A 17,736-nucleotide genomic window follows, 5' to 3' on the forward strand; every position below is an offset into this window, starting at 1 on the left:
TGGTTCCGGGCGCTCGAGCCGGGCGGGCGCGCACTCGTCGTCGCCGCCGACGCCGAGGGCCGCGGCCGGGAGCTGGCCGGTGCCCGCTGGGTGCCGCCCCGCGTCCCGCGCGGGCACCTGCGGATCCGGGAGATCCTCGTCGACGCCGGGTTCGAGATCGTCCGGGAGGGCTCCGACGGGCTGACCCGCGGCCCCTATGGCGGTGTCCCCACCTGGGCCGACCCGCGTCTGGCCGCGACCCGTGCGCAGCGGTCCGCGGGACGCCTCACGTGCGAGGCGGGCGCGGGGGAGCGCGCGGTGATCATCGCGAGGAGACCGGCGGCGCCGTAGCGTGCAGGGCATGAGCGATGTGCTGCCCCTCGGGCCCGACGAGCTGCTCACCACCACCCGATCGGTCCGCAAGCGCCTGGACCTGGAGCGTCCGGTCCCGCTGGAGGTGGTCCGGGAGAGCCTCGAGGTCGCTCTGCAGGCCCCGAGCGGCTCCAACCAGCAGGGCTGGCACTGGCTGGTGCTCACCGACGCCGAGAAGCGCAAGGCCGTCGGCGAGTACTACCGGAAGGCGTTCACCGCCTACCGGAACTCCTCGCAGTACCCGACGACCCGCTCCCACGGCGACGCCGACCGCGACGCCACCCAGCTCCGCGTCGCGGACAGCGCGCAGTACCTCGCGGACCGGATGGGGGAGGTCCCGGTGCTGGTCATCGGCGCGATGAACGCGAAGGCCGAGCTGCCGGCGTCGAACCAGGCCGGGATGTGGGGGTCGCTCCTCCCGGCCGCGTGGAGCCTGCAGCTCGCGCTGCGCGCCCGCGGCCTGGGCAGCGCCTGGACGACGCTGCACCTGCAGTACGAGAAGGAGATCGCCGAGCTGCTGGGCATCCCGGAGAACGTGCGGCAGGGCGTCCTGCTGCCGGTCGCGTACTACACCGGCGACACGTTCAAGCCCGCGAAGCGCCAGCCGCTCGACACCGTCCTGCACGTCGACGGCTGGTAGGCCGCCCCCCCGGATCAGATCGGGAGTCTGCGGAAGATCGGCCGGGGCACGTGGCGCAGGGCGCTCATCACGAAGCGCATCGGCGCCGGTGCCCACACCAGCTCCTTGCCCGTCCGCACCGCGTCGACGATGACGTCGGCGACGGCCTGCGGGGTGGTCGCGAGCGGTGCGGCGTCGAGGCCCTCGGTCATCTTCGAGTGCACGAAGCCGGGCCGGACGATCGTCACGGTCACGCCGAACTCGCGCAGCGCCTCGGTCAGCCCGGTGTAGAACGCGTCCATCCCGGCCTTGGTGGAGCCGTAGACGAAGTTCGAGCGGCGGGCCCGCTCCCCGGCGACCGAGGAGATCGCGACGAGCGAGCCGTGGCCCTGCTCGCGGAACCTCTCCGCCAGCGCGACCCCGGTGGAGACGGTCGCGGTGTAGTTGACCTGCGCCAGCTCGACGGCGTGGTCGACGTCGGTCCAGGCCTTCTCGTTGTCGCCGAGCAGCCCGAACGCGACGACGGCGACGTCGATGTCCCCGCCCGCGAAGGCCTTCTTCACGACCTCGGGGTGGGTCTCGATGCGCGTGGCGTCGAACTCGATGGTCTCCACGCCGCACCCGAGCGCCTCGAGCTCGGCGCGGGCGGCGTCGAGCCGGGGGCCGGGTCGGGCGGCGAGCACGATCCGCAACGGGCGGTCCGCGGCGAACGCGCGCACGGTGGCCAGGCCGATCTCTGAGGTGCCGCCGAGGAGCAGGATGCTCTGCGGATTGCCGACTGCGTCGATCATGATGGTGCGGGCTCCGGACGTCAGAGGGTCAGTGCGAGGCGGCGGGACATGTCGGAGGCGAAGACGCCGGCCGGGTCGACGCCGTCGCGGATCGCCTTCCACTCGGCGAACCGCGGGTAGCCGGCGGCGAAGGCCTCCGGCGACGTGCGCGACTCCTTCGCCAGGTACAGCCGCCCGCCGGCGGCCAGCACCATCTCGTCGAGCTCCGTGCAGAACCGGGACAGCCCGTTCGCGATCGGGAAGTCGACGGTGATCGTCCAACCCTTCGTCGGGAACGACAGCGGTGCGTCGTTGCCCGCGCCGAAGCGCTTGAACACGTTCAGCCCGGACTTGTGCGGCGACGCCGCGATCTTCTCCAGGATCCGGCGCAGCTCGGTCTCCGCCCCCATCGGGACGACGAACTGGTACTGCAGGAAGCCCTTCGAGCCGTAGACCCGGTTCCAGTCCCCGAACACGTCGAGCACCTGGTAGAAGGCCGTGATGTTCTGCACCGAGCCGCGCTGGCGCTTCGGTGCCTTGCGGAACCACAGCTCGGAGAACGCCGTCAGCGACAGCTTGTTGGCCAGCCCGTTCGGGAAGACGTCCGGGAAGGTCAGCAGCTGCGGCGCGTCGAACTTCAGCGGCTCGGACCGCAGCTTCGCGGGGAGCTGGTCGACGGTCGCGAGCGAGCCGCGGGTCAGCACCGACCGGCCCATCCGGGCGCCGGTCGCGGTGGTGTCGAACCAGGCGGCCGAGTAGCCGTAGGTGTCGTCCGAGCCGTCGGTGAGCAGCTCCAGCAGGCCGTCGAGGTCGTCGGTGCGGTCGGTGTCGACCACGAAGTACGCCGACTCGGTCCGGTGCAGCCGCACCCTGGCCCGCACGATGACGCCGGTCAGGCCCATCCCGCCGACGGTCGCCCAGAACAGCTCCGAGTCCGGTCCGGACGGGGTCAGCTCGCGGACCGAGCCGTCCGCGGTCACGAGCTGCAGCCACTCGACGTGGTTGCCGAAGCTGCCCTTGGTGTGGTGGTTCTTGCCGTGCACGTCGGCGCCGATCGCCCCGCCGATCGTGACCTGGCGGGTGCCCGGCAGCACCGGGACCCACAGCCCGAGCGGCAGCGCGGCGCGCATGAGCTGGTCCAGGCTGACGCCCGCGTCCACGTCCGCGACGCCGGTGTCCGGGTCGATGGCGTGGATCCGGCTCAGGCCCGGCATGTCGAGGACGACACCGCCCGCGTTCTGCGCCGGGTCGCCGTAGGACCGGCCGAGCCCGCGGGCGATCACGCCGCGCTCGCCCGCCGTGCGGACGGTCTCGGCGACGTCCTCGGCGTCGCGCGGGGTGACGAGCTGGGCGACCGTCGGTGCGGTCCGTCCCCAGCCGTGCAGGGAGGCGGTCCGTCGCGCCGGGGCGTCGGTCCTGGTGCTGCTGGGAACGGTCGTGTCCGTCATCGTCGCCAGGGTAGCGAGGACCACCGACGACGACGGGTGCGACCCTGGGCGGGTGCTCGACGAGCGGCAGGTCCGCCTCCCGCTGCCCCCGGAACGGCGCCGGGGCACGACCGCGGGGCTGTACGTGCTGCTCGGGCTCGGCTACCTGCTGGTCTCGCTGTGGCTGCAGCGCCGGGTGCTCGCCGACCCGGGTGGTCTGCTGATCGGGCACGTCACCGCCGACGCCGACATGTTCGCCTGGTGGCTCCACCGGTTCCCGTTCGCCGTGACGCACGGGGAGAACCCGCTGGTCACCGACTGGATGCACTGGCCTCATGGGCTCAACGCGCTGTGGAACACCGCGGTGCCGCTGCTGGCACTGGCGCTCGCCCCGGTGACCCTGGTCGCGGGCTCGGTGACCGCGTTCAACGTCGGGCTGGTCCTCGGCCCGGTCGTGTCCGGACTGGTCCTGGTCGCCGCGCTCGGCCCCTACGTCGGCGCGGGCACCCGCGGCTGGGTCGCCCGCGGGATCGCCGGTGCGCTGTACGCGTTCTCCCCGTTCCATCTGGCGCACGCGATCGCCGGGCACCTCAACCTCACGTGGTCGCTGCTGCCGCCGCTGCTGCTGCTCGTCGCGCACCACCTGTTCGCGCGCGGCCCGCTGCGTCGGCCGTGGCTCGTGGGGGCGCTGACCGGACTCGCGCTGGCCGGGCAGCTCGTCCTCTACACCCAGACCCTCGCCATCGGCGTGATCTTCCTGGTCGTCACCGCGGTGGTGCTCGCGCTGCGGTTCCCACGCCGGGTCCGCGCGCACCTGCCGGGGCTGCTCCGGGCCGGCCTGGCCTGCGTCGGGGTGTTCGTGGTGCTCGGCGCCTACCCGCTGTACCTGGTGCTGGCCGGGCCGAACCGCCCGCGCGGCGCGATCCGCAACGTGCACGCCACCGGCGCGGACCTGGCGAACCTGCTCGTCCCGACGCGGCTGACCGCCGTCCGGGCGGTGCCCGACGGCGTCGACACCGAACTCGGCGGCCACATCGGCGAACAGGGCGGCTACGTCGGCGTCGCCGTGCTGGCGCTGGTCGTCGTCGCGGTGCTGGTCGTACGGTCGACGACGCTGCGGGTCGTCGCCGCGGTCGGGTTCCTGTCCTGGGTCGCCTCGCTCGGCACGAGTGTCGTGCTGCTGGGCGACTACACGGGGATCCCGCTGCCCTGGCTCGGGTTCGCCGAGGTCCCGTTGCTGTCGGAGGTCGAGCCGGTCCGGATCCAGGTGGTGACGGCGCTGTGCGTCGCCGTCGTCGTCGCGCTGTGGGTGGACCGGATGCCGCTCGACACCCCGGCGACGGCGGTCGGTGCCGTCGCCCTGACCGCGCTGGCGGTGGTGTCCTGGCTGCCCGCCGACGCCCAGGAGGTCCGGCCCGCGCCGGTGCCCGCCTTCTTCGCGGGCGGGGCGGCGCCGCTGGGCCCGGCCGACGTCGTCGAGATCTACCCGCGGATCACCGCGGCCTGGGACGACGGTGCGCAGGGCCTGCGCTGGCAGGCCGCCTCCGGCCCCGCGTTCCGCATCCGCGGCGGCTACTTCATCGCCTCCGATCCCGAGGACGACGTCGCGATCCAGTCCCGTTGGAACCGGTACCAGATCGGGGCGCAGTGGGTCGCCGACGGCAAGAACGACCCCAGCGACGACTACACCGCCGCCGCCCACCGCGAACTGCGCGACCTGGGGATCACCGCCGTCGCGTTCGTCCCCGGCTACGCCGGCGGCGACGAGGCCCGTGCGCTGACCTGGACCCGGCGGGTCACCGGCGACCCCGGCCGGTTCGACGGCGGGGTGTGGCTGTTCCGGCTGCCGGACGCCGCACCCGTCGGATAGGTGTTTACCCTGGTGGGGTGACCGGTGCGCGGCTACTCGGAGAGGGTCGGGAGATCAGGATCTCCGACGCCGACCGCGAGCGCGCCGCGACGCGGCTCAACCGTGCGATGGCCGAGGGCCGCATCTCGGTCGAGGAGCTGCAGGAGCGGCTGTCGGTCGTCTACGGCGCCCGGTTCGGCTCCGAGCTGTTCCCCGTGCTGTCCGACCTGCCCGGGGACCCGCTGGACCTGTCCGCGGACGTCCTGGCCACCCCGGTCGGCCCGCCCACGGTGCTGCGTGGCGGCGTCGGCGGGGTCAAGCGCCGCGGCGACTGGGCGGTCCCGGCCCGGCTGCGGGTGCAGACCTCGCTCGGCGCGGTCCTGCTGGACTTCTGCGACGCGCAGCTGCCCATGCCCGTCGTCGAGGTGGAGCTGGAGCTCGGCGCCGGGTCGGCCCGGCTGCTGGTCCCGGAGAACGCCACCGCCGACGTCGACGGCCTCGTCTCCCAGTACGGCTCGGTCCGCTCGAAGATGCCCAGCCGCGCCGTCCACGGCCGCCCGCACTTCCGCGTCTACGGCCGGACGGCCGCCGGGTCGGTCACGGTGCGGACCCGCTACACCTTCGCCGGCCGCCACTTCTGAGCGCCGGCCCCGGGGCTCACCGGAAGCGGCGCCCCTCGTCGCGGTGGTACGCCCAGCCCACCAGCAGCGCCAGCCCGACCGTCCACGCCGCGAACGCGCCCAGCGCCAGACCGCTCGGGACCGGCCCGCCGAGCGACCAGAGCAGCAGGTCACGCGCCCCGCGGGTCGGCAGCACCTCGGTCGCGCGGGCCAGCCAGCCGGGGAACAGCTCCGGCGGCAGCAGCAGCCCGCCACCGAAGGCCATCGGGAAGAACGCCAGCTGGGTCACCGGCAGCGCTGCCTTGGTCGGCAGCGAGTAGCCGATCGCGAGCCCGCCGAACAGGAACGGCAGCCCGGCCACCAGGAGCGTCACGAACGCGAACGGCAGCCGCGCCGGTTCCACGTACGCCGGCGTGAGCAGTGCCCCCAGCACGACCACCGGCAGCATCCCGAGCAGCGCGAACAGCGCCCCGACCGCGAGTCGCCCCAGGACCCGGGCCGACGGCGGCGCCGGCAACGTCCGCAGGTACGGGTCCCACGGCTTCTCCCGGTCGTCGGCCACGCCCACGCCGAAGGTGAACAGGAACCCGCTGAGCACCCCGAAGAGTGCGAGCTGGGCGACCGCGCGGGTCGCGGCGGCCGGGTCGTCGCCCCAGTCGAACGGCAGCACGAAGAAGCACAGGGTCAGGGCCGGGAACAGCGCGGTGGACAGCACCGCGACGGGGATCCGCAGCTGCTCCAGGATCAGGTAGCGGGCGTGCGCTGCGGCGATGCTCACGACGGGCCTCCGGTCAGGGTCAGGAACGCGTCCTCCAGCGACGCCCGGGACACCGACAGGCCGGTGAAGGGCACGTCGTGCCGGACGAGGGTGCGGACCAGCTCGTCGGCGTCGGCGGTGTGCAGGGTGACGTGGTCGCCGTCGCGCTCGGTCCGCTCGACGCCGGGCAGGTCGGGAAGGGTCGCCGCGCGGAAGGACACCCGCCCCACCCGGACGGCTCCGCGGACGGCGTCGACGTCGCCGTCGGCGCGGATCCGCCCGCCCGCCAGGACGACGACGCGCTCGGCCAGCGACTCGATCTCGTCGAGGTAGTGGGTGGTCAGCAGCACCGTCCCGCCGCCGGCGTGGAACGCGCGCACGGTGTCCCACAGGGCGCGGCGGCCCTCGACGTCCAGGCCGGTCGTCGGCTCGTCGAGCAGCACCAGCCGAGGACGGCCGGTGAACGCGAGCGCGAGCGCGAGGCGACGCTTCTGGCCGCCGGACAGCCCGCCCGCCTGGCGTCGTTCCAGCCCGTCGAGGCCGAAGCGCCCCAGCAGCTCACCGGCCCCGACCGGGTCGGGGAAGTGGGCGCCGACGAACCGGACGATCTCCCCGACGCGCAGTGTGTCGGGCAGCCCGGTCTGCTGCGGGGTGGTGCCCAGCGCGACCCGGGTCGCCGCGTCACGCGGGTTCCCGCCGAACAGCCGCACCGTGCCGGTGCCCGGTCGGCGCAGCCCGGACACGAGGTTGACCAGCGTCGACTTGCCCGCCCCGTTCGGTCCGAGCAGGCCGGTCAGGCTGCCGGGCTCCAGGACGAGGTCGACGTCGTCGAGGGCGACGGTGTCGCCGTAGCGGCGGGTCACCCCGTGCAGCTCCACCGGTGCGGTCACGACGGCACCTCCGACGGGTCGGCCGCCGGGTCGAGCAGCGCCCGCAGCGCGGCCGTGTAGTCCTCGAAGGCCCGCCTGCCCGTTCTCGTCAGTTCGACGAAGGTCACCGGGGTGCGCCGCTGGTGGGTCTTGGTGATCGCGACGTAGCCCGCGTCCTCCAGCTTGCGCAGGTGGGTGGACAGGTTGCCCGCGGTCATGCCGAGCAGCTCCTGCAGCCGAGGGAAGGTCATGCGGTCGCCGTCGTCGAGGGCGGCGAGGGTGGCGGTGACCCGCAGCCGGGCCTGGGCGTGGATGACGGGGTCGAGCTCGGTCACCGGACCGCCCGCGCCCGTGTCCACAGCCCGGTGGCGACCAGGGCGCCACCGCCGACGACCGCCAGTGTCAGCGCGTGCCACGGCGCCGGGACGAACGGCAGCGCCGCGCCGAGCACCAGCAGGCCGAGCCCGAGCGCGTAGTCCGGGATGTTGCGCCAGACCGCGGCCCCGACCGCGAACAGGCCGCCGGTGACGAACACGAACAGCGCGGGCATGGCGAACCCGACCGGCGCCCCGAGCCGGCCCAGACCGACCGCCAGCGCGACGACCCCGATCATCGCCACCGGCCACACCCAGCCGTAGAGGGCGCCGTGGAGCTGGCTCGGCCCGGTGACGCCGCGTCCCATCCGGGCGCCGACCAGACCGCTGGCGATCGACCCCCCGGCGATCGCCAGCCCCGTGAGGACGCTCGCGGTGGCCGCGGTGACCGCGCCGGTCCCGTTCGCGAACCAGGCGAGCCCGATGACCGCCCAGGCCGCGCCCCAGATCAGATAGAAGATCCAGTACGGCGGGATCTGCCGGGCCTGCTCACGCTCGATGATCGCGAGCGCGTCGGCGGGTGAGCGCGGCGGCTGGTCGTCGACGTCGGTGTCCGTCCGGTCCTGCATGGTTCCCCCACTGCCAACTGGTTTGCTGTGTCACTAACTTTGTACTGCAAAGTGCATTGTCTTGTCCACGGTCGAGAAAGGATCGGCAGCTCGGAGGGGCACGGCCTGCGCTCCGGTGGGCCGACGCGGTCGTTGCGGCGTGCGCCGCTACCCTCGATGGGTGACCGCCACCGAGCCCACCCGGGCCGAGCCCCCGGCCACCGGTCCGGCCGCCGGCCCGGCCCCGCGCCTCGGCCTCGTCCGCCAGCTGGGCAGCTTCGTCGCGATCGGTGTGCTCTCCGCGATCGTCGACTTCGGCGTCTACCACCTGCTCCTGAACGCGGGCCTGTGGGTGCCGTTCGCGAAGGGCATCAGCTTCATCCTCGGTACGACGACGGCGTACCTGCTCAACAAGCGGTTCACCTTCACCGGCGCGAACACCGGCGGCCGCGCGAGGTTCGCCGGCTTCGTGGCCCTCTACGGCACGACCTTCGCCGTGAACGTCGGTGTGAACTCCTTGGTCCTGCACCTGCTGCCGCCGCTGACCTACGACACCAGCCTCGCCTGGCTGGTCGCGCAGGGCACCGCCACCGCGATCAACTTCGTCATGCTGCGCTGGGTCATCTTCAAGAACTGACCCTCGTAGGCGTGGCGACCGGTCACGTCGCCCGGCGACCGTCGCACGGGGCGCCACGCGACGCGACGGGGTGCCGTGCGGTTCCGAGACTGTGGGCGAGGCGGGCGACCATGCTGCCGTCGGCGAGGTCGGACCAGACCCATCGCACGACGGTCAGGCCCGTGGAACGGATGAGGTCCTCCCGCCGCTTCTCCTCCCAGAGCACCTCACCGAGATCCTGACCGGGCCGCAGTGGGCGGCCGTACTTGATCCGGCCGTCGAACTCCCCGACCACTCCGTGCTCCGGCCAGGCGAAGTCGGCGCGGAACGGCAGACCTGGAACCTCCCACTGGGTGGCCGGGTCCGGGAGGCTCGCGAGGTACATCCGGAACCGGCTACGCGACTCACCGGGGCTCTCGGAGCGGGCGTCTGCCAGCGCGACGACACGCCGTGCCGCGGGGGTACCGACGCGTCCGCCGAACCGGGAGAGCACCTCGGTCAGCTCGTCGACCGTGGTCGCGCCGGGCGGCGGGCGCTCGGACCGTGGCCGCGGCCGGACGTGCTGGTGCAGGGCCGCATCGACCGTCACCAGCGCCTGCTCGGCGGGCACCGTCCGAGCCAGGTCGACGAGTGTCCGGGCCGGCGAGGTGACCAGCAGACCGTCGAGCTCGCGGACGTCGTCGTCCGGTAGCGGAGCCCGGTGCACGGATGTGCCGTGGCGGTTCCGGCCGCCACCGGTACTGCGTTCCCGTACGGCATGCACCCGGTCGAGAGGCAGGTTCCAGACCGGGAGCCCGAGGACGAGGGCCGCGGTGACATGGCCGAGGACCGAGCCGGGAGCGAGGTGCGGCACCGTGGCCCGGGCTCGGAGCAGGTGGGCATGCACCGGCGAGCGCGGTTCGTCGTCACCGAGCCGGTAGGAGCCTCGCCGGACCGGGACGAGCACGCGGGCGCGGACGAGGCGGTCGATCTCGTCGACGGCGAGGCCTGCGCCCAGCAACGCCGACCGGTGCAGGAGCCCGGCCGGATCCGGAGGCACGTGGTCGAGGCGATCCATGCGTCCGAGACTGCCGCCGTACGCCGCCCGCCACCGACATCCCCACCGCCCTGTGGACGAACCTGCCGGTTGTGGACAGGTTCGTGGCGACCCGTCACGTCCCGCGGCGCTCGCCGCGGCGGTCGCCGCACGACGTCACAGGTCGCCACGCCTGATCGGGACTAGTGGGCGATCGGTCAGGGGGCGCGGTGGAACTGCTCGCGGCGGCCCTGGCGGAGCAGGGTCAGCCAGTCGCGGAAGGCGCGCGGGTCGCGTTTCGTCACCAGGAAGTACCAGGCGAACCTCGGCAGCTCCAGGAGGCCGATCCTCCGCATCCCGGGCTGGGACATCAGGTAGCCGCGGTTGCGGTAGGTGTAGTAGCGCTTGACCTCGTCGCCCGGGTCCTGGGCGTGCAGCCGCCCGCCCAGCATCGGCTTGAACTCGTCGGAGCCGTAGGGGTGCAGGTAGGTGGCCTGCAGGGCGGTGCCGAAGGGCAGCCCGGACCGGACCATCCGGCGGTGCATCTCCACCTCGTCGCCGCGGACGAACAGGCGCAGGTCCGGCACCCCGATGACCTCCAGGGTGGAGGCCCGGAAGAGGGCGCCGTTGAAGAACGAGGCGATCCCGGGGAGCAGGTCGTCGGGGCCCAGGGCCGAGCGGGACCGGTGCCAGGTGACGCCGCGGCGCAGCGGGAAGGCGAGGCGTTCCGGGTCGGCCTTGTCGGCGACCACCGGTGACACCGCGGCGAGTCCGTGCCGCGACGCGACGTCGAGCAGCGTGGCGAGGGTGGACTCGTCGGCGGCGTGGCCGTCGTCGTCGGCCAGGAAGATCCACTCCGCGCCCATGGCGAGTGCGTGCAGCATCCCCAGGGCGAAGCCGCCCGCGCCGCCGAGGTTGGACCACGAGGGGAGCCACGTCGTCGGCAGCGGGCAGGCCTCGACCGCGTCACGCGCGGGCCGGTCCGGCCCGTTGTCGACGACGATCAGGTGCGCCAGCGGGTGGGTCTGCTTCGCCATCGCCGCGAGCGAGTCGACGAGCAGCTCGGCCCGGTGCCGCGTGACGACGACGCCGACGACCGAGCCGGGCGGGAGCGGTCCGGTCACGACGGGGTCCGCCCCTTGTAGTGGTCGAGGACCTCGTGCAGGGGGCCGTACTCCTTGATCGTCCCGTGCTCCATCCACAGCGCGGTGTCGCACAGGTCGGCGAGGAACTCGTCGGAGTGCGAGGCGAAGACCAGGATCCCGGAGCGGTCGACGAGCTCGTGGAGCCGGTCGCGGGCCTTGTTCAGGAACTCCGCGTCGACGGCGCCGATGCCCTCGTCGAGCAGCAGGATCTCGGGGTCGATCGAGGTGACGACGCCGAGGGCGAGCCGCACCCGCATACCCGTCGAGTAGGCCCGCAGCGGCATCTCCAGGTAGTCGCCCAGCTCGGTGAAGGCGGCGATGTCGTCGATCCGCGCCTCCATCTGCTTGCGCGTCATGCCCAGGAACAGCCCGCGGATCAGGATGTTCTCGTAACCGGAGATCTCCGGGTCCATCCCGACGGCGAGGTCGAACACGGGCGCGACCTTGCCGCGGACCAGTGAGCGACCGCGGGTGGGCTCGTAGATGCCGGCCATCAGCCGCAGGAGCGTGGACTTGCCGGCGCCGTTGTGCCCGACGAGCGCGACGCGGGCGCCCTTGTCCAGGCTGACGGTGATGTCGCGCAGCGCCTCGATGATCGGCACCTTGGCGTCGGTGCCGATCCGGCCGCCCGCCTTGCCGAGGACGGCCTTCTTCAGCGACCGCGTCTTGGCGTCGAAGATCGGGAAGTCGACGGCGGCGCGGTCGATCCGGATACGGGGTTCAGTCACAGAGGTTCACACCCAGTACGCGACGCGGGAGCGGTAGTTGCGCAGGCAGATCAGGGCCGCGGCCCAGCCGACGATCGTGATCACGCCCGTGACCAGCCAGTACCGGCCGACGATCTCCTGGCCGAGCAGAGGCTGGCGCACGATCTCGACGAAGTGGAAGACCGGGTTCAGCTCGACCAGCTGGGCGCGCTCGCGCGCGGCCGGGTTGTCGCTCAGGATGTCGACCGACCAGACGATCGGGGTCAGGTAGAACACCAGCTGGGTGATGCTGGCGATGATCGGGGGGATGTCGCGGAACCGGGTCGCGAGGATCCCGGCGAGGATCGCGACCCAGGCGCCGTTGATCGCCAGCAGCGCGAACGCCGGGATCGCCAGCAGCGTCGACAGCCCCAGCGGATGCGGGAACACGATCATCAGCACGACCCAGACGACCAGGTTGTGCAGGAAGAACAGCGTCTGCCGCCACACGAGCCGGTAGATGTGCAGGCTGAGCGGGGCGGGCAGGAACTTGATCAGGCCCTCGTTGGCGATGAAGACCTCGCTGCCCTCGAGGATGCAGCCGGACACGAAGTTCCAGATCAGCAGCCCGACGGCGACGTGCGGCAGGAACGTCGCCAGCGAGATCTGGAACAGCGCCGAGTAGAGGATCCCCAGGCCGAGGGCGATGACGCCCATGCTGATCGAGATCCACAGCGGCCCCAGGACGGAGCGGCGGTAGCGCTGCTTGATGTCCTGCCAGCCGAGGTAGCCCCACAGCGGCCGTTGCCGCCAGCCCTGGGCGAGGTCCGCGAAGGCCCGCCGCCAGCTGCGCGGGCTCGACACCTCGGACGGGTCGACGACGTCACCCGGCTCGTCGGTCACGGTCACGGCCACCCGGTGAGGGTACTCAGACGCGGTCCGCGGGCCCGGCAGGGGAGGCCCCGGCCGGGACACCGCGAAACCGCAGGTCGTCGTCGTGCGTCAGAGGTACTGCCCGGTTCCCCGGCCCATGCCCTCGGGGACGCCGCCCTGCTCCGGCCCGCCGACGCCAGGGGGCAGCCCGCGACGCATCTGCTCCAGCTGTGCCCGCGCGGCCATCTGCTGGGCGAACAACGCGGTCTGGATGCCGTGGAACAGACCCTCCAGCCAGCCGACCAGCTGGGCCTGGGCGATCCGCAGCTCACCCTCCGACGGGATCGTGTCCGCCGTGAACGGCAGGCTGAGCCGCTGCAGCTCCTCGCGCAGCTCCGGCGCCAGGCCCTCCTCGAGCTCCTTGACGGAGTTCTCGTGGATCTCCTTGAGCCGCTCGCGGGACGCCTCGTCCAGCGGTGCGGCCTTCACCTCCTCGAGCAGCTGCTTGATCATGGTGCCGATCCGCATGACCTTCGCGGGCTGCTCCACCATCGACGCGGGGCTCTGACCCTCGTCGTCCTGCGGAACCGAGGCCATGCCCACCGGGCGCCCGTCGGCGCCGACCACCACGACCCGGTCCCCGGGGGTCTCCTGCTCGTCGCTCATGCCCGCCATTCTGGACCCGCCCGCTCAGGAGTTCACGAGGAGGAGCTTGCCGGTCACCCCACCGGCGTCCAGCCTGCGGTGCGCGTCGGCGGCGTCGGACATCGCGAACCGCTCGAAGACCACCGGCTTCACCCGGCCGTCGGCGAACAGCGGCCACACGTTCTCGCGGACCCCGTCGACGATCTCGGCCTTCGAGTGCGGACCGTCGACCGGGCGGCCGCGCAGGCCCATCGCCGAGACGTGGCCGCGCTTGGCCAGCAGCGCGCCGATGTTGAGCTCGGCCTTCACCCCGCCCTGCATCCCGATGATCATCAGGCGGCCGTCGCGGGCCAGCGCGGACAGGTTGTTCGCCAGGCCCTTGGCGCCCATGTTGTCGAGGATGACGTCGGCGCCGTGGCCGTCGGTGGCCTCCTTCAGCTCCTCGGCGATGTCGTCGTGGTAGTCGATGACGATGTCGGCGCCCAGGTCGCGGCAGAACTGCAGCCGGTCGGCGTGGCCCGCGGTGGCGGCGACGCGCGCGCCGAGCGCCTTCGCGACCTGGATCGCGTGCGTTCCGATGCCCGACGAGCCGCCCTGGACCAGGAACGTCTCGCCCTCGGCGAGCCGGCCTTCCAGGAACACGTTCGACCAGACGGTGCAGGCGACCTCGGGCAGCCCGCCGGCGTCGGTCAGGGAGACGCCCTCGGGGACCGGGAGCAGCTGCGGGGCCGGGACGGCGACCTTCGTCGCGTAGCCGCCGCCGGCGAGCAGGGCGCACACCTCGTCGCCGACCGACCAGCCGGTCACGCCGTCACCGAGAGCGGCGATCCGGCCCGCGCACTCCAGGCCGAGGATCTCCGACGCGCCGGGCGGGACCGGGTAGTTCCCCTGGACCTGCAGGAGGTCGGCCCGGTTGACGGCCGAGGAGACGACGTCGAGCACGACCTCGCCCGGGCCGGGCTCGGGATCGGGCACCTCCGCCCACGTCATCTGCTCGGGTCCGCCGTACTCGGTCAGGGTGATCGCCCACATGGGAGCCGACGGTATTCCGTGGCGCGCCCGTCGGCGATCCGGCACGGTCGACCGATGGACGTGCTCCCCGCGCCGATCGACCCGGTGCCCGACCCGTGGCCGATGTCCGGGCTGACCCTGCGGACCCCGCGCCTGGAGCTGCGCGTCGAGGACGACGCGTCGGTCCGGGAGCTGATCGCGGCCGTGCACGAGAGCGGGATCCACCCGTCGTCGGAGATGCCGTTCCGCGTCCCGTGGACCCGGGCCGACCCGCGGCACCTGGGGCGCGGCATCGCGCAGTACGTCTGGTCGAACCGCGCGAAGGCGTCGCCGGACTGGTGGACGCTGCAGTTCGTCGTGCGCGCCGAGGGCCGGGTGGTCGGCCTGCAGGACGTCGTGGGCGACCGGTTCGGCGTGCGTCGTGAGGTCGCGACCGGCTCGTACCTGGTGCGACGGGCACAGGGTCGCGGCTACGGCACCGAGATGCGGGCCGCGGTGCTGGCCTTCGCCTTCGACCACCTCGGCGCGCTGGCGGCGCGCTCGGAGTACGTCGAGGGCAACCCGAGGTCGGCGGCCGTGTCGGCCCGGCTCGGGTACCGCGACGACGGCACCGCCACGATCGACCACGGCGACGCCCGGGTCACCGAGTACCGGGTGCTCCTCACGCGGGAGGCGTTCGTGCGGCCCGGGTGGGAGCTGCGCGTCGCGGGCTACACCGACGATCTCGCGGGGTTCCTGGCCGCCGATCCGCCGGCCGGGCAGCCCTAGCCGAGACTGCGCGCGGCGAAGGTGTCGCAGGAGTCGGGGTCGCCGCTCTGCAGGCCGGTGGTGAACCACTTCTCGCGCTGCGCGGAGCTGCCGTGCGAGAACTGCGACTCGTCGACCCGGCCGCCACCCAGGTTGGACTGGATGTAGTCGTCGCCGATCCGGGACGCGGTGTCGAGGGCGGCGTCGATGTCGGACTGGTTCAGCTCGCTGATCAGCGGCCGCCCCGACGGGCCGGGCGTCGTCGTCGCGTGGTTCGCCCAGACGCCCGCGTAGCAGTCGGCCTGCAGCTCCAGGCGCACCGAGCCGGAGGTGGGGCCGGTGTCGTTGCCGGCCTTGCGGTTGGTGCCGAGCAGGTTCTGGATGTGGTGGCCGTACTCGTGGGCCATCACGTAGGCCTGCGAGAACGGTCCGCCCTGCGCACCGAATCGGGTCTGCAGCTCCTGGAAGAAGGTGAGGTCGATGTAGATCTCGGAGTCGGCCGGGCAGTAGAACGGCCCGCTGTCCGACGAGGCCGAGCCGCAGCCGTCGGTGCTCACCCCACCGGAGAAGAAGTTCGTCCGCGGCTCCGTGAAGCCGGAGGAGAACTGGGTGGCCCAGAAGTCGTCGAGGGAGTTGACGACGGCGACGACGCGGCAGTCCGTCGAGGTGTTCGCCGAGGCGCCGGTGGCGCAGTTCTCCTGCAGTGACGAGTTGTCCGCGGTCTGGCCGGAGCCGACCTGGTCGAGCCCCGGGTAGCCGCCGCCCGCGCCCATGCCGGACATGTCGACGCCCGCGAAGTTCGACAGCAGCAGGTACAGGATGACGCCGACGAGGCCCAGGCCGCCGCCCGCGCCCGCCACCCGGCCGCCGACCCCGCCGCCCCGGCCACCGCCGGATCCGCGCAGGTCGTCCACGCCGGACGTGTCGAGCCGGGCGTTCTCGTCGAACCGCACGTCGTCCTCCCGAGATGAGACCGGGAGAATCCCACCACACCGCGCCGGACCGCACCGGCGCGGACGTCCCCCGCCACCCGTCAGGGGGTCCCGGAGCCGGCCCGCCAGGTCGCGGCGCCGACGCCGTGCGCGGCCCGGAAGCGGCGGGCGAAGTAGCCGGGGTCGGGGTAGCCGACCCGGGCGCCCACCTCGGCGACCGGGAGGTCGGTGGAGACGAGCAGCCGCCGCGCCTCCCGCATCCGGCGCTCGGTGATCCACTGCTGGACGGTCCGCCCGGTCCCGCGCCGGACGACGGTCGTCAGGTGCCCGGGGGTGAGTCCGACGGCCGCGGCGACGTCGCGCAGCGACAGCCGGCCGGCGAACCGCTCCTCGACGACGGCGAACACCGCCGCGAGCAGCGGGTCGCCCGACTCGGCGGGGACGTCGTCGACGAGCCGGCCGAGTGCCACCAGCAGCAGGGTGAGGTGGGCGCGGGCGGCCTCGGCGTGACCGTCGCGGCGGCGGGTCAGCTCGTCGTCGAGGTCGACGAGGCGGGCCCGCCAGGTCGCCCGGTCCGCCGGTGGGACGCCGATCCGCTGCCCGCCCCCGCGGTGGCGCCCGACGAACGGCGCGAGCAGCGGATGGTCCTGCCAGGACGCGGGCGCGACCGCCTCCGCGGGGAAGACGACCGACCACAGCTCGCCGGGCGGCGTCGAGGTCTCCGCGGCGTGGTCGACCACGGCTCCGGGTGCGATGACGAACGCATCGCCCTCGGCGAGCCGCCAGACCTGCCCGTCGACCTGGTAGGTACAGGTGCCGCGCACGACGTGCACGAGGGTAAGGAAATCGTGCGCGTGCGGCCCCTGCACCCGCGGAAGCTGCACCGGCCCGTCGACGCGGTACGCCGCGATCGGTACCGGCGTGTGTGCGAAGCCAATCAGCGGGATGTCCGAACTTCGTCCCATCACGGCCACGGATAGTGCCTTGTGACCTGTTCAGAGGCCAGGGAGGGTGGCTGGAGAACACGAAGTTCGTCCGAGAGGATGCGATGACCACGCACGCCCACACACCCGCGCTCGTCAGCTCGCGGTTGCTGCCCGGCTACGACACCGTGGCCCGGCTCAGCGGCGCCGTCCCGATGTACTGGCGGCTGCTGGCCCAGGCCGGCATCGGCCCGCGGGACCGCGTGCTCGAGATCGGCTGCGGGACCGGGAACGTCCTGCTGCGCGCCAAGGAGGCCGTTCCGACGGCCACCGTGTCCGGCGTCGACCCCGACCCCGAGGCGGTGGCCATGGCCCGCCGCAAGGCCGCCGAGGCCGGCGTCGAGCTGGAGCTCCAGGTCGGTGTGGCCGAGGACCTGCCCCTCGACGACGGCAGCGTCGACCGGGTCCTCTCCTCGCTGATGCTGCACCACATCGCCGCCGACGCCCAGGTCGCAGCGCTGCGGGAGGCGCACCGCGTCCTGGCGCCGGGCGGGAGCCTGCACCTGGTCGACCTCGACCACGACCCGCGCAGCGGCGGACGGATGCGCACCGTGAACAGGGTGCTGTCGCTGCTGGCCCGCCTCGACCCGGCCCACCGCCGCTCCCGGCGTGGCGCCCACGGAGACCATGGCGGCCACGGCCACGGCCACGGCCACGGCCACGGGGCGCAGCCGGTGCCGGAGCTGCTCGCGGCCGCGGGGTTCACCGACGCGACGGTGGTCGGGCACGGGACGACCAGGATGGGGCCGGTCACCTACTACCGCGCGGAGTGCTGAGCGGTCCCGTTACCCTCCCGTGCGGAAGCGTGGCAGAGCGGCCGAATGCACCCGCCTTGAAAGCGGGCGTCCGAAAGGACCGGGGGTTCGAATCCCCCCGCTTCCGCCACAGGTCAGCGGCAT

At 73.2% G+C, this 17,736-nt stretch carries 21 protein-coding genes and 1 tRNA gene; 8 read left to right on the forward strand and 14 right to left on the reverse strand.

Going from position 1 to position 17,736, the window contains the following annotated elements; genetic code table 11:
- Together GTW08_RS00005 and GTW08_RS00010 are read left to right on the forward strand one after the other, a co-directional pair.
- The coding region (locus GTW08_RS00005; protein ID WP_161151182.1) for a hypothetical protein at nt 1–330 on the forward strand (330 nt) is incomplete at its 5' end.
- A 10-nt stretch (nt 331–340) separates the two neighbouring features.
- On the forward strand, nt 341–991 hold the full coding sequence (locus GTW08_RS00010) for a nitroreductase family protein (RefSeq protein ID WP_062404007.1): 651 nt from the start codon (nt 341–343) through the stop codon (nt 989–991).
- 14 nt (nt 992–1,005) lie between these two features.
- Here GTW08_RS00010 and GTW08_RS00015 read toward each other — a convergent pair whose 3' ends face one another.
- Nucleotides 1,006–1,761 carry a decaprenylphospho-beta-D-erythro-pentofuranosid-2-ulose 2-reductase gene (locus GTW08_RS00015; protein WP_073573807.1) on the reverse strand — a complete coding sequence of 252 codons (756 nt, stop codon included), beginning with the start codon at nt 1,759–1,761 and terminating at the stop codon, nt 1,006–1,008.
- 20 nt (nt 1,762–1,781) lie between these two features.
- Nucleotides 1,782–3,188 (reverse strand): FAD-binding protein, encoded by a 1,407-nt coding sequence (locus GTW08_RS00020; RefSeq protein ID WP_161151183.1) that lies wholly within the window; start codon nt 3,186–3,188, stop codon nt 1,782–1,784.
- Nucleotides 3,189–3,240: 52 nt separating this feature from the next.
- Here GTW08_RS00020 and GTW08_RS32780 point away from each other — a divergent pair, with 52 nt between their 5' ends.
- Both GTW08_RS32780 and GTW08_RS32380 read left to right on the forward strand, forming a co-directional pair.
- Entirely contained in the window at nt 3,241–5,037 is a 1,797-nt protein-coding gene (locus GTW08_RS32780; RefSeq protein WP_161151184.1) for a hypothetical protein, read from the forward strand.
- 17 nt (nt 5,038–5,054) lie between these two features.
- Nucleotides 5,055–5,657, forward strand: a complete 603-nt coding sequence (locus GTW08_RS32380) for a DUF1707 domain-containing protein (protein ID WP_161151185.1) — start codon at nt 5,055–5,057, stop codon at nt 5,655–5,657.
- 16 nt (nt 5,658–5,673) lie between these two features.
- On the opposite strand, the gene GTW08_RS00035 is transcribed toward GTW08_RS32380, so the two are convergent.
- Genes GTW08_RS00035 through GTW08_RS00050 form a run of 4 tightly spaced genes read right to left on the reverse strand, consistent with a single transcriptional unit; the run spans nt 5,674 to nt 8,205 of the window.
- A complete protein-coding gene (locus GTW08_RS00035; protein WP_161151186.1) occupies nt 5,674–6,414 on the reverse strand; it encodes an ABC transporter permease in 741 nt (246 codons plus the stop codon).
- Nucleotides 6,411–7,283, reverse strand: a complete 873-nt coding sequence (locus GTW08_RS00040) for an ATP-binding cassette domain-containing protein (protein ID WP_161151187.1) — start codon at nt 7,281–7,283, stop codon at nt 6,411–6,413. The genes GTW08_RS00035 and GTW08_RS00040 overlap by 4 nt, the downstream gene beginning before the upstream one ends.
- Nucleotides 7,280–7,597 carry a transcriptional regulator gene (locus GTW08_RS00045; RefSeq protein WP_073573850.1) on the reverse strand — a complete coding sequence of 106 codons (318 nt, stop codon included), beginning with the start codon at nt 7,595–7,597 and terminating at the stop codon, nt 7,280–7,282. Before GTW08_RS00045 ends, GTW08_RS00040 begins: the two co-directional genes overlap by 4 nt.
- Nucleotides 7,594–8,205: a hypothetical protein gene (locus tag GTW08_RS00050; protein ID WP_161151188.1), complete on the reverse strand. Its 612-nt coding sequence runs from the start codon at nt 8,203–8,205 to the stop codon at nt 7,594–7,596. Before GTW08_RS00050 ends, GTW08_RS00045 begins: the two co-directional genes overlap by 4 nt.
- Nucleotides 8,206–8,365: 160 nt before the next feature.
- Between GTW08_RS00050 and GTW08_RS00055 the strand changes: the two genes are divergently transcribed.
- Nucleotides 8,366–8,821, forward strand: a complete 456-nt coding sequence (locus GTW08_RS00055; RefSeq protein WP_161151189.1) for a GtrA family protein — start codon at nt 8,366–8,368, stop codon at nt 8,819–8,821.
- A gap of 22 nt (nt 8,822–8,843) precedes the next feature.
- Here GTW08_RS00055 and GTW08_RS00060 read toward each other — a convergent pair whose 3' ends face one another.
- The 6 genes from GTW08_RS00060 to GTW08_RS00085 all read right to left on the reverse strand — a co-directional run bounded on the left by GTW08_RS00060 (nt 8,844) and on the right by GTW08_RS00085 (nt 14,196).
- Nucleotides 8,844–9,857: a hypothetical protein gene (locus GTW08_RS00060; RefSeq protein ID WP_161151190.1), complete on the reverse strand. Its 1,014-nt coding sequence runs from the start codon at nt 9,855–9,857 to the stop codon at nt 8,844–8,846.
- A 176-nt stretch (nt 9,858–10,033) separates the two neighbouring features.
- Complete coding sequence (locus GTW08_RS00065) at nt 10,034–10,939, reverse strand: glycosyltransferase (protein ID WP_161151191.1); 906 nt, start codon at nt 10,937–10,939, stop codon at nt 10,034–10,036.
- Nucleotides 10,936–11,688: an ABC transporter ATP-binding protein gene (locus tag GTW08_RS00070; protein ID WP_062399276.1), complete on the reverse strand. Its 753-nt coding sequence runs from the start codon at nt 11,686–11,688 to the stop codon at nt 10,936–10,938. Before GTW08_RS00070 ends, GTW08_RS00065 begins: the two co-directional genes overlap by 4 nt.
- 6 nt (nt 11,689–11,694) lie before the next feature.
- Entirely contained in the window at nt 11,695–12,555 is an 861-nt protein-coding gene (locus GTW08_RS00075) for an ABC transporter permease (RefSeq protein ID WP_337826666.1), read from the reverse strand.
- Nucleotides 12,556–12,648: 93 nt separating this feature from the next.
- Nucleotides 12,649–13,194, reverse strand: a complete 546-nt coding sequence (locus tag GTW08_RS00080) for a bacterial proteasome activator family protein (protein ID WP_073573815.1) — start codon at nt 13,192–13,194, stop codon at nt 12,649–12,651.
- Between the two features lie 15 nt (nt 13,195–13,209).
- Nucleotides 13,210–14,196, reverse strand: a complete 987-nt coding sequence (locus GTW08_RS00085; RefSeq protein ID WP_161151193.1) for an NAD(P)H-quinone oxidoreductase — start codon at nt 14,194–14,196, stop codon at nt 13,210–13,212.
- 54 nt (nt 14,197–14,250) lie between these two features.
- Between GTW08_RS00085 and GTW08_RS00090 the strand changes: the two genes are divergently transcribed.
- Nucleotides 14,251–14,943, forward strand: coding sequence for a GNAT family N-acetyltransferase (locus tag GTW08_RS00090; RefSeq protein WP_161151194.1), 693 nt, complete (start codon nt 14,251–14,253; stop codon nt 14,941–14,943).
- Here the strand turns inward: GTW08_RS00090 and GTW08_RS00095 are convergent.
- Together GTW08_RS00095 and GTW08_RS00100 are read right to left on the reverse strand one after the other, a co-directional pair.
- On the reverse strand, nt 14,940–15,875 hold the full coding sequence (locus GTW08_RS00095) for a neutral zinc metallopeptidase (RefSeq protein ID WP_073573818.1): 936 nt from the start codon (nt 15,873–15,875) through the stop codon (nt 14,940–14,942). The two genes, GTW08_RS00090 and GTW08_RS00095, sit on opposite strands and share 4 nt — an antisense overlap.
- 80 nt (nt 15,876–15,955) lie before the next feature.
- Nucleotides 15,956–16,819, reverse strand: coding sequence for an AraC family transcriptional regulator (locus tag GTW08_RS00100; protein ID WP_202416173.1), 864 nt, complete (start codon nt 16,817–16,819; stop codon nt 15,956–15,958).
- A gap of 83 nt (nt 16,820–16,902) precedes the next feature.
- Here GTW08_RS00100 and GTW08_RS00105 point away from each other — a divergent pair, with 83 nt between their 5' ends.
- Nucleotides 16,903–17,613, forward strand: a complete 711-nt coding sequence (locus GTW08_RS00105; protein WP_161151195.1) for a class I SAM-dependent methyltransferase — start codon at nt 16,903–16,905, stop codon at nt 17,611–17,613.
- A 23-nt stretch (nt 17,614–17,636) separates the two neighbouring features.
- Nucleotides 17,637–17,722: transfer RNA gene (locus GTW08_RS00110), tRNA-Ser, on the forward strand.
- Nucleotides 17,723–17,736: the final 14 nt, after the last annotated feature.

Source organism: Pseudonocardia sp. SID8383 (assembly GCF_009864975.1).
GTDB classification, from domain to species: domain Bacteria; phylum Actinomycetota; class Actinomycetes; order Mycobacteriales; family Pseudonocardiaceae; genus Pseudonocardia; species Pseudonocardia alni.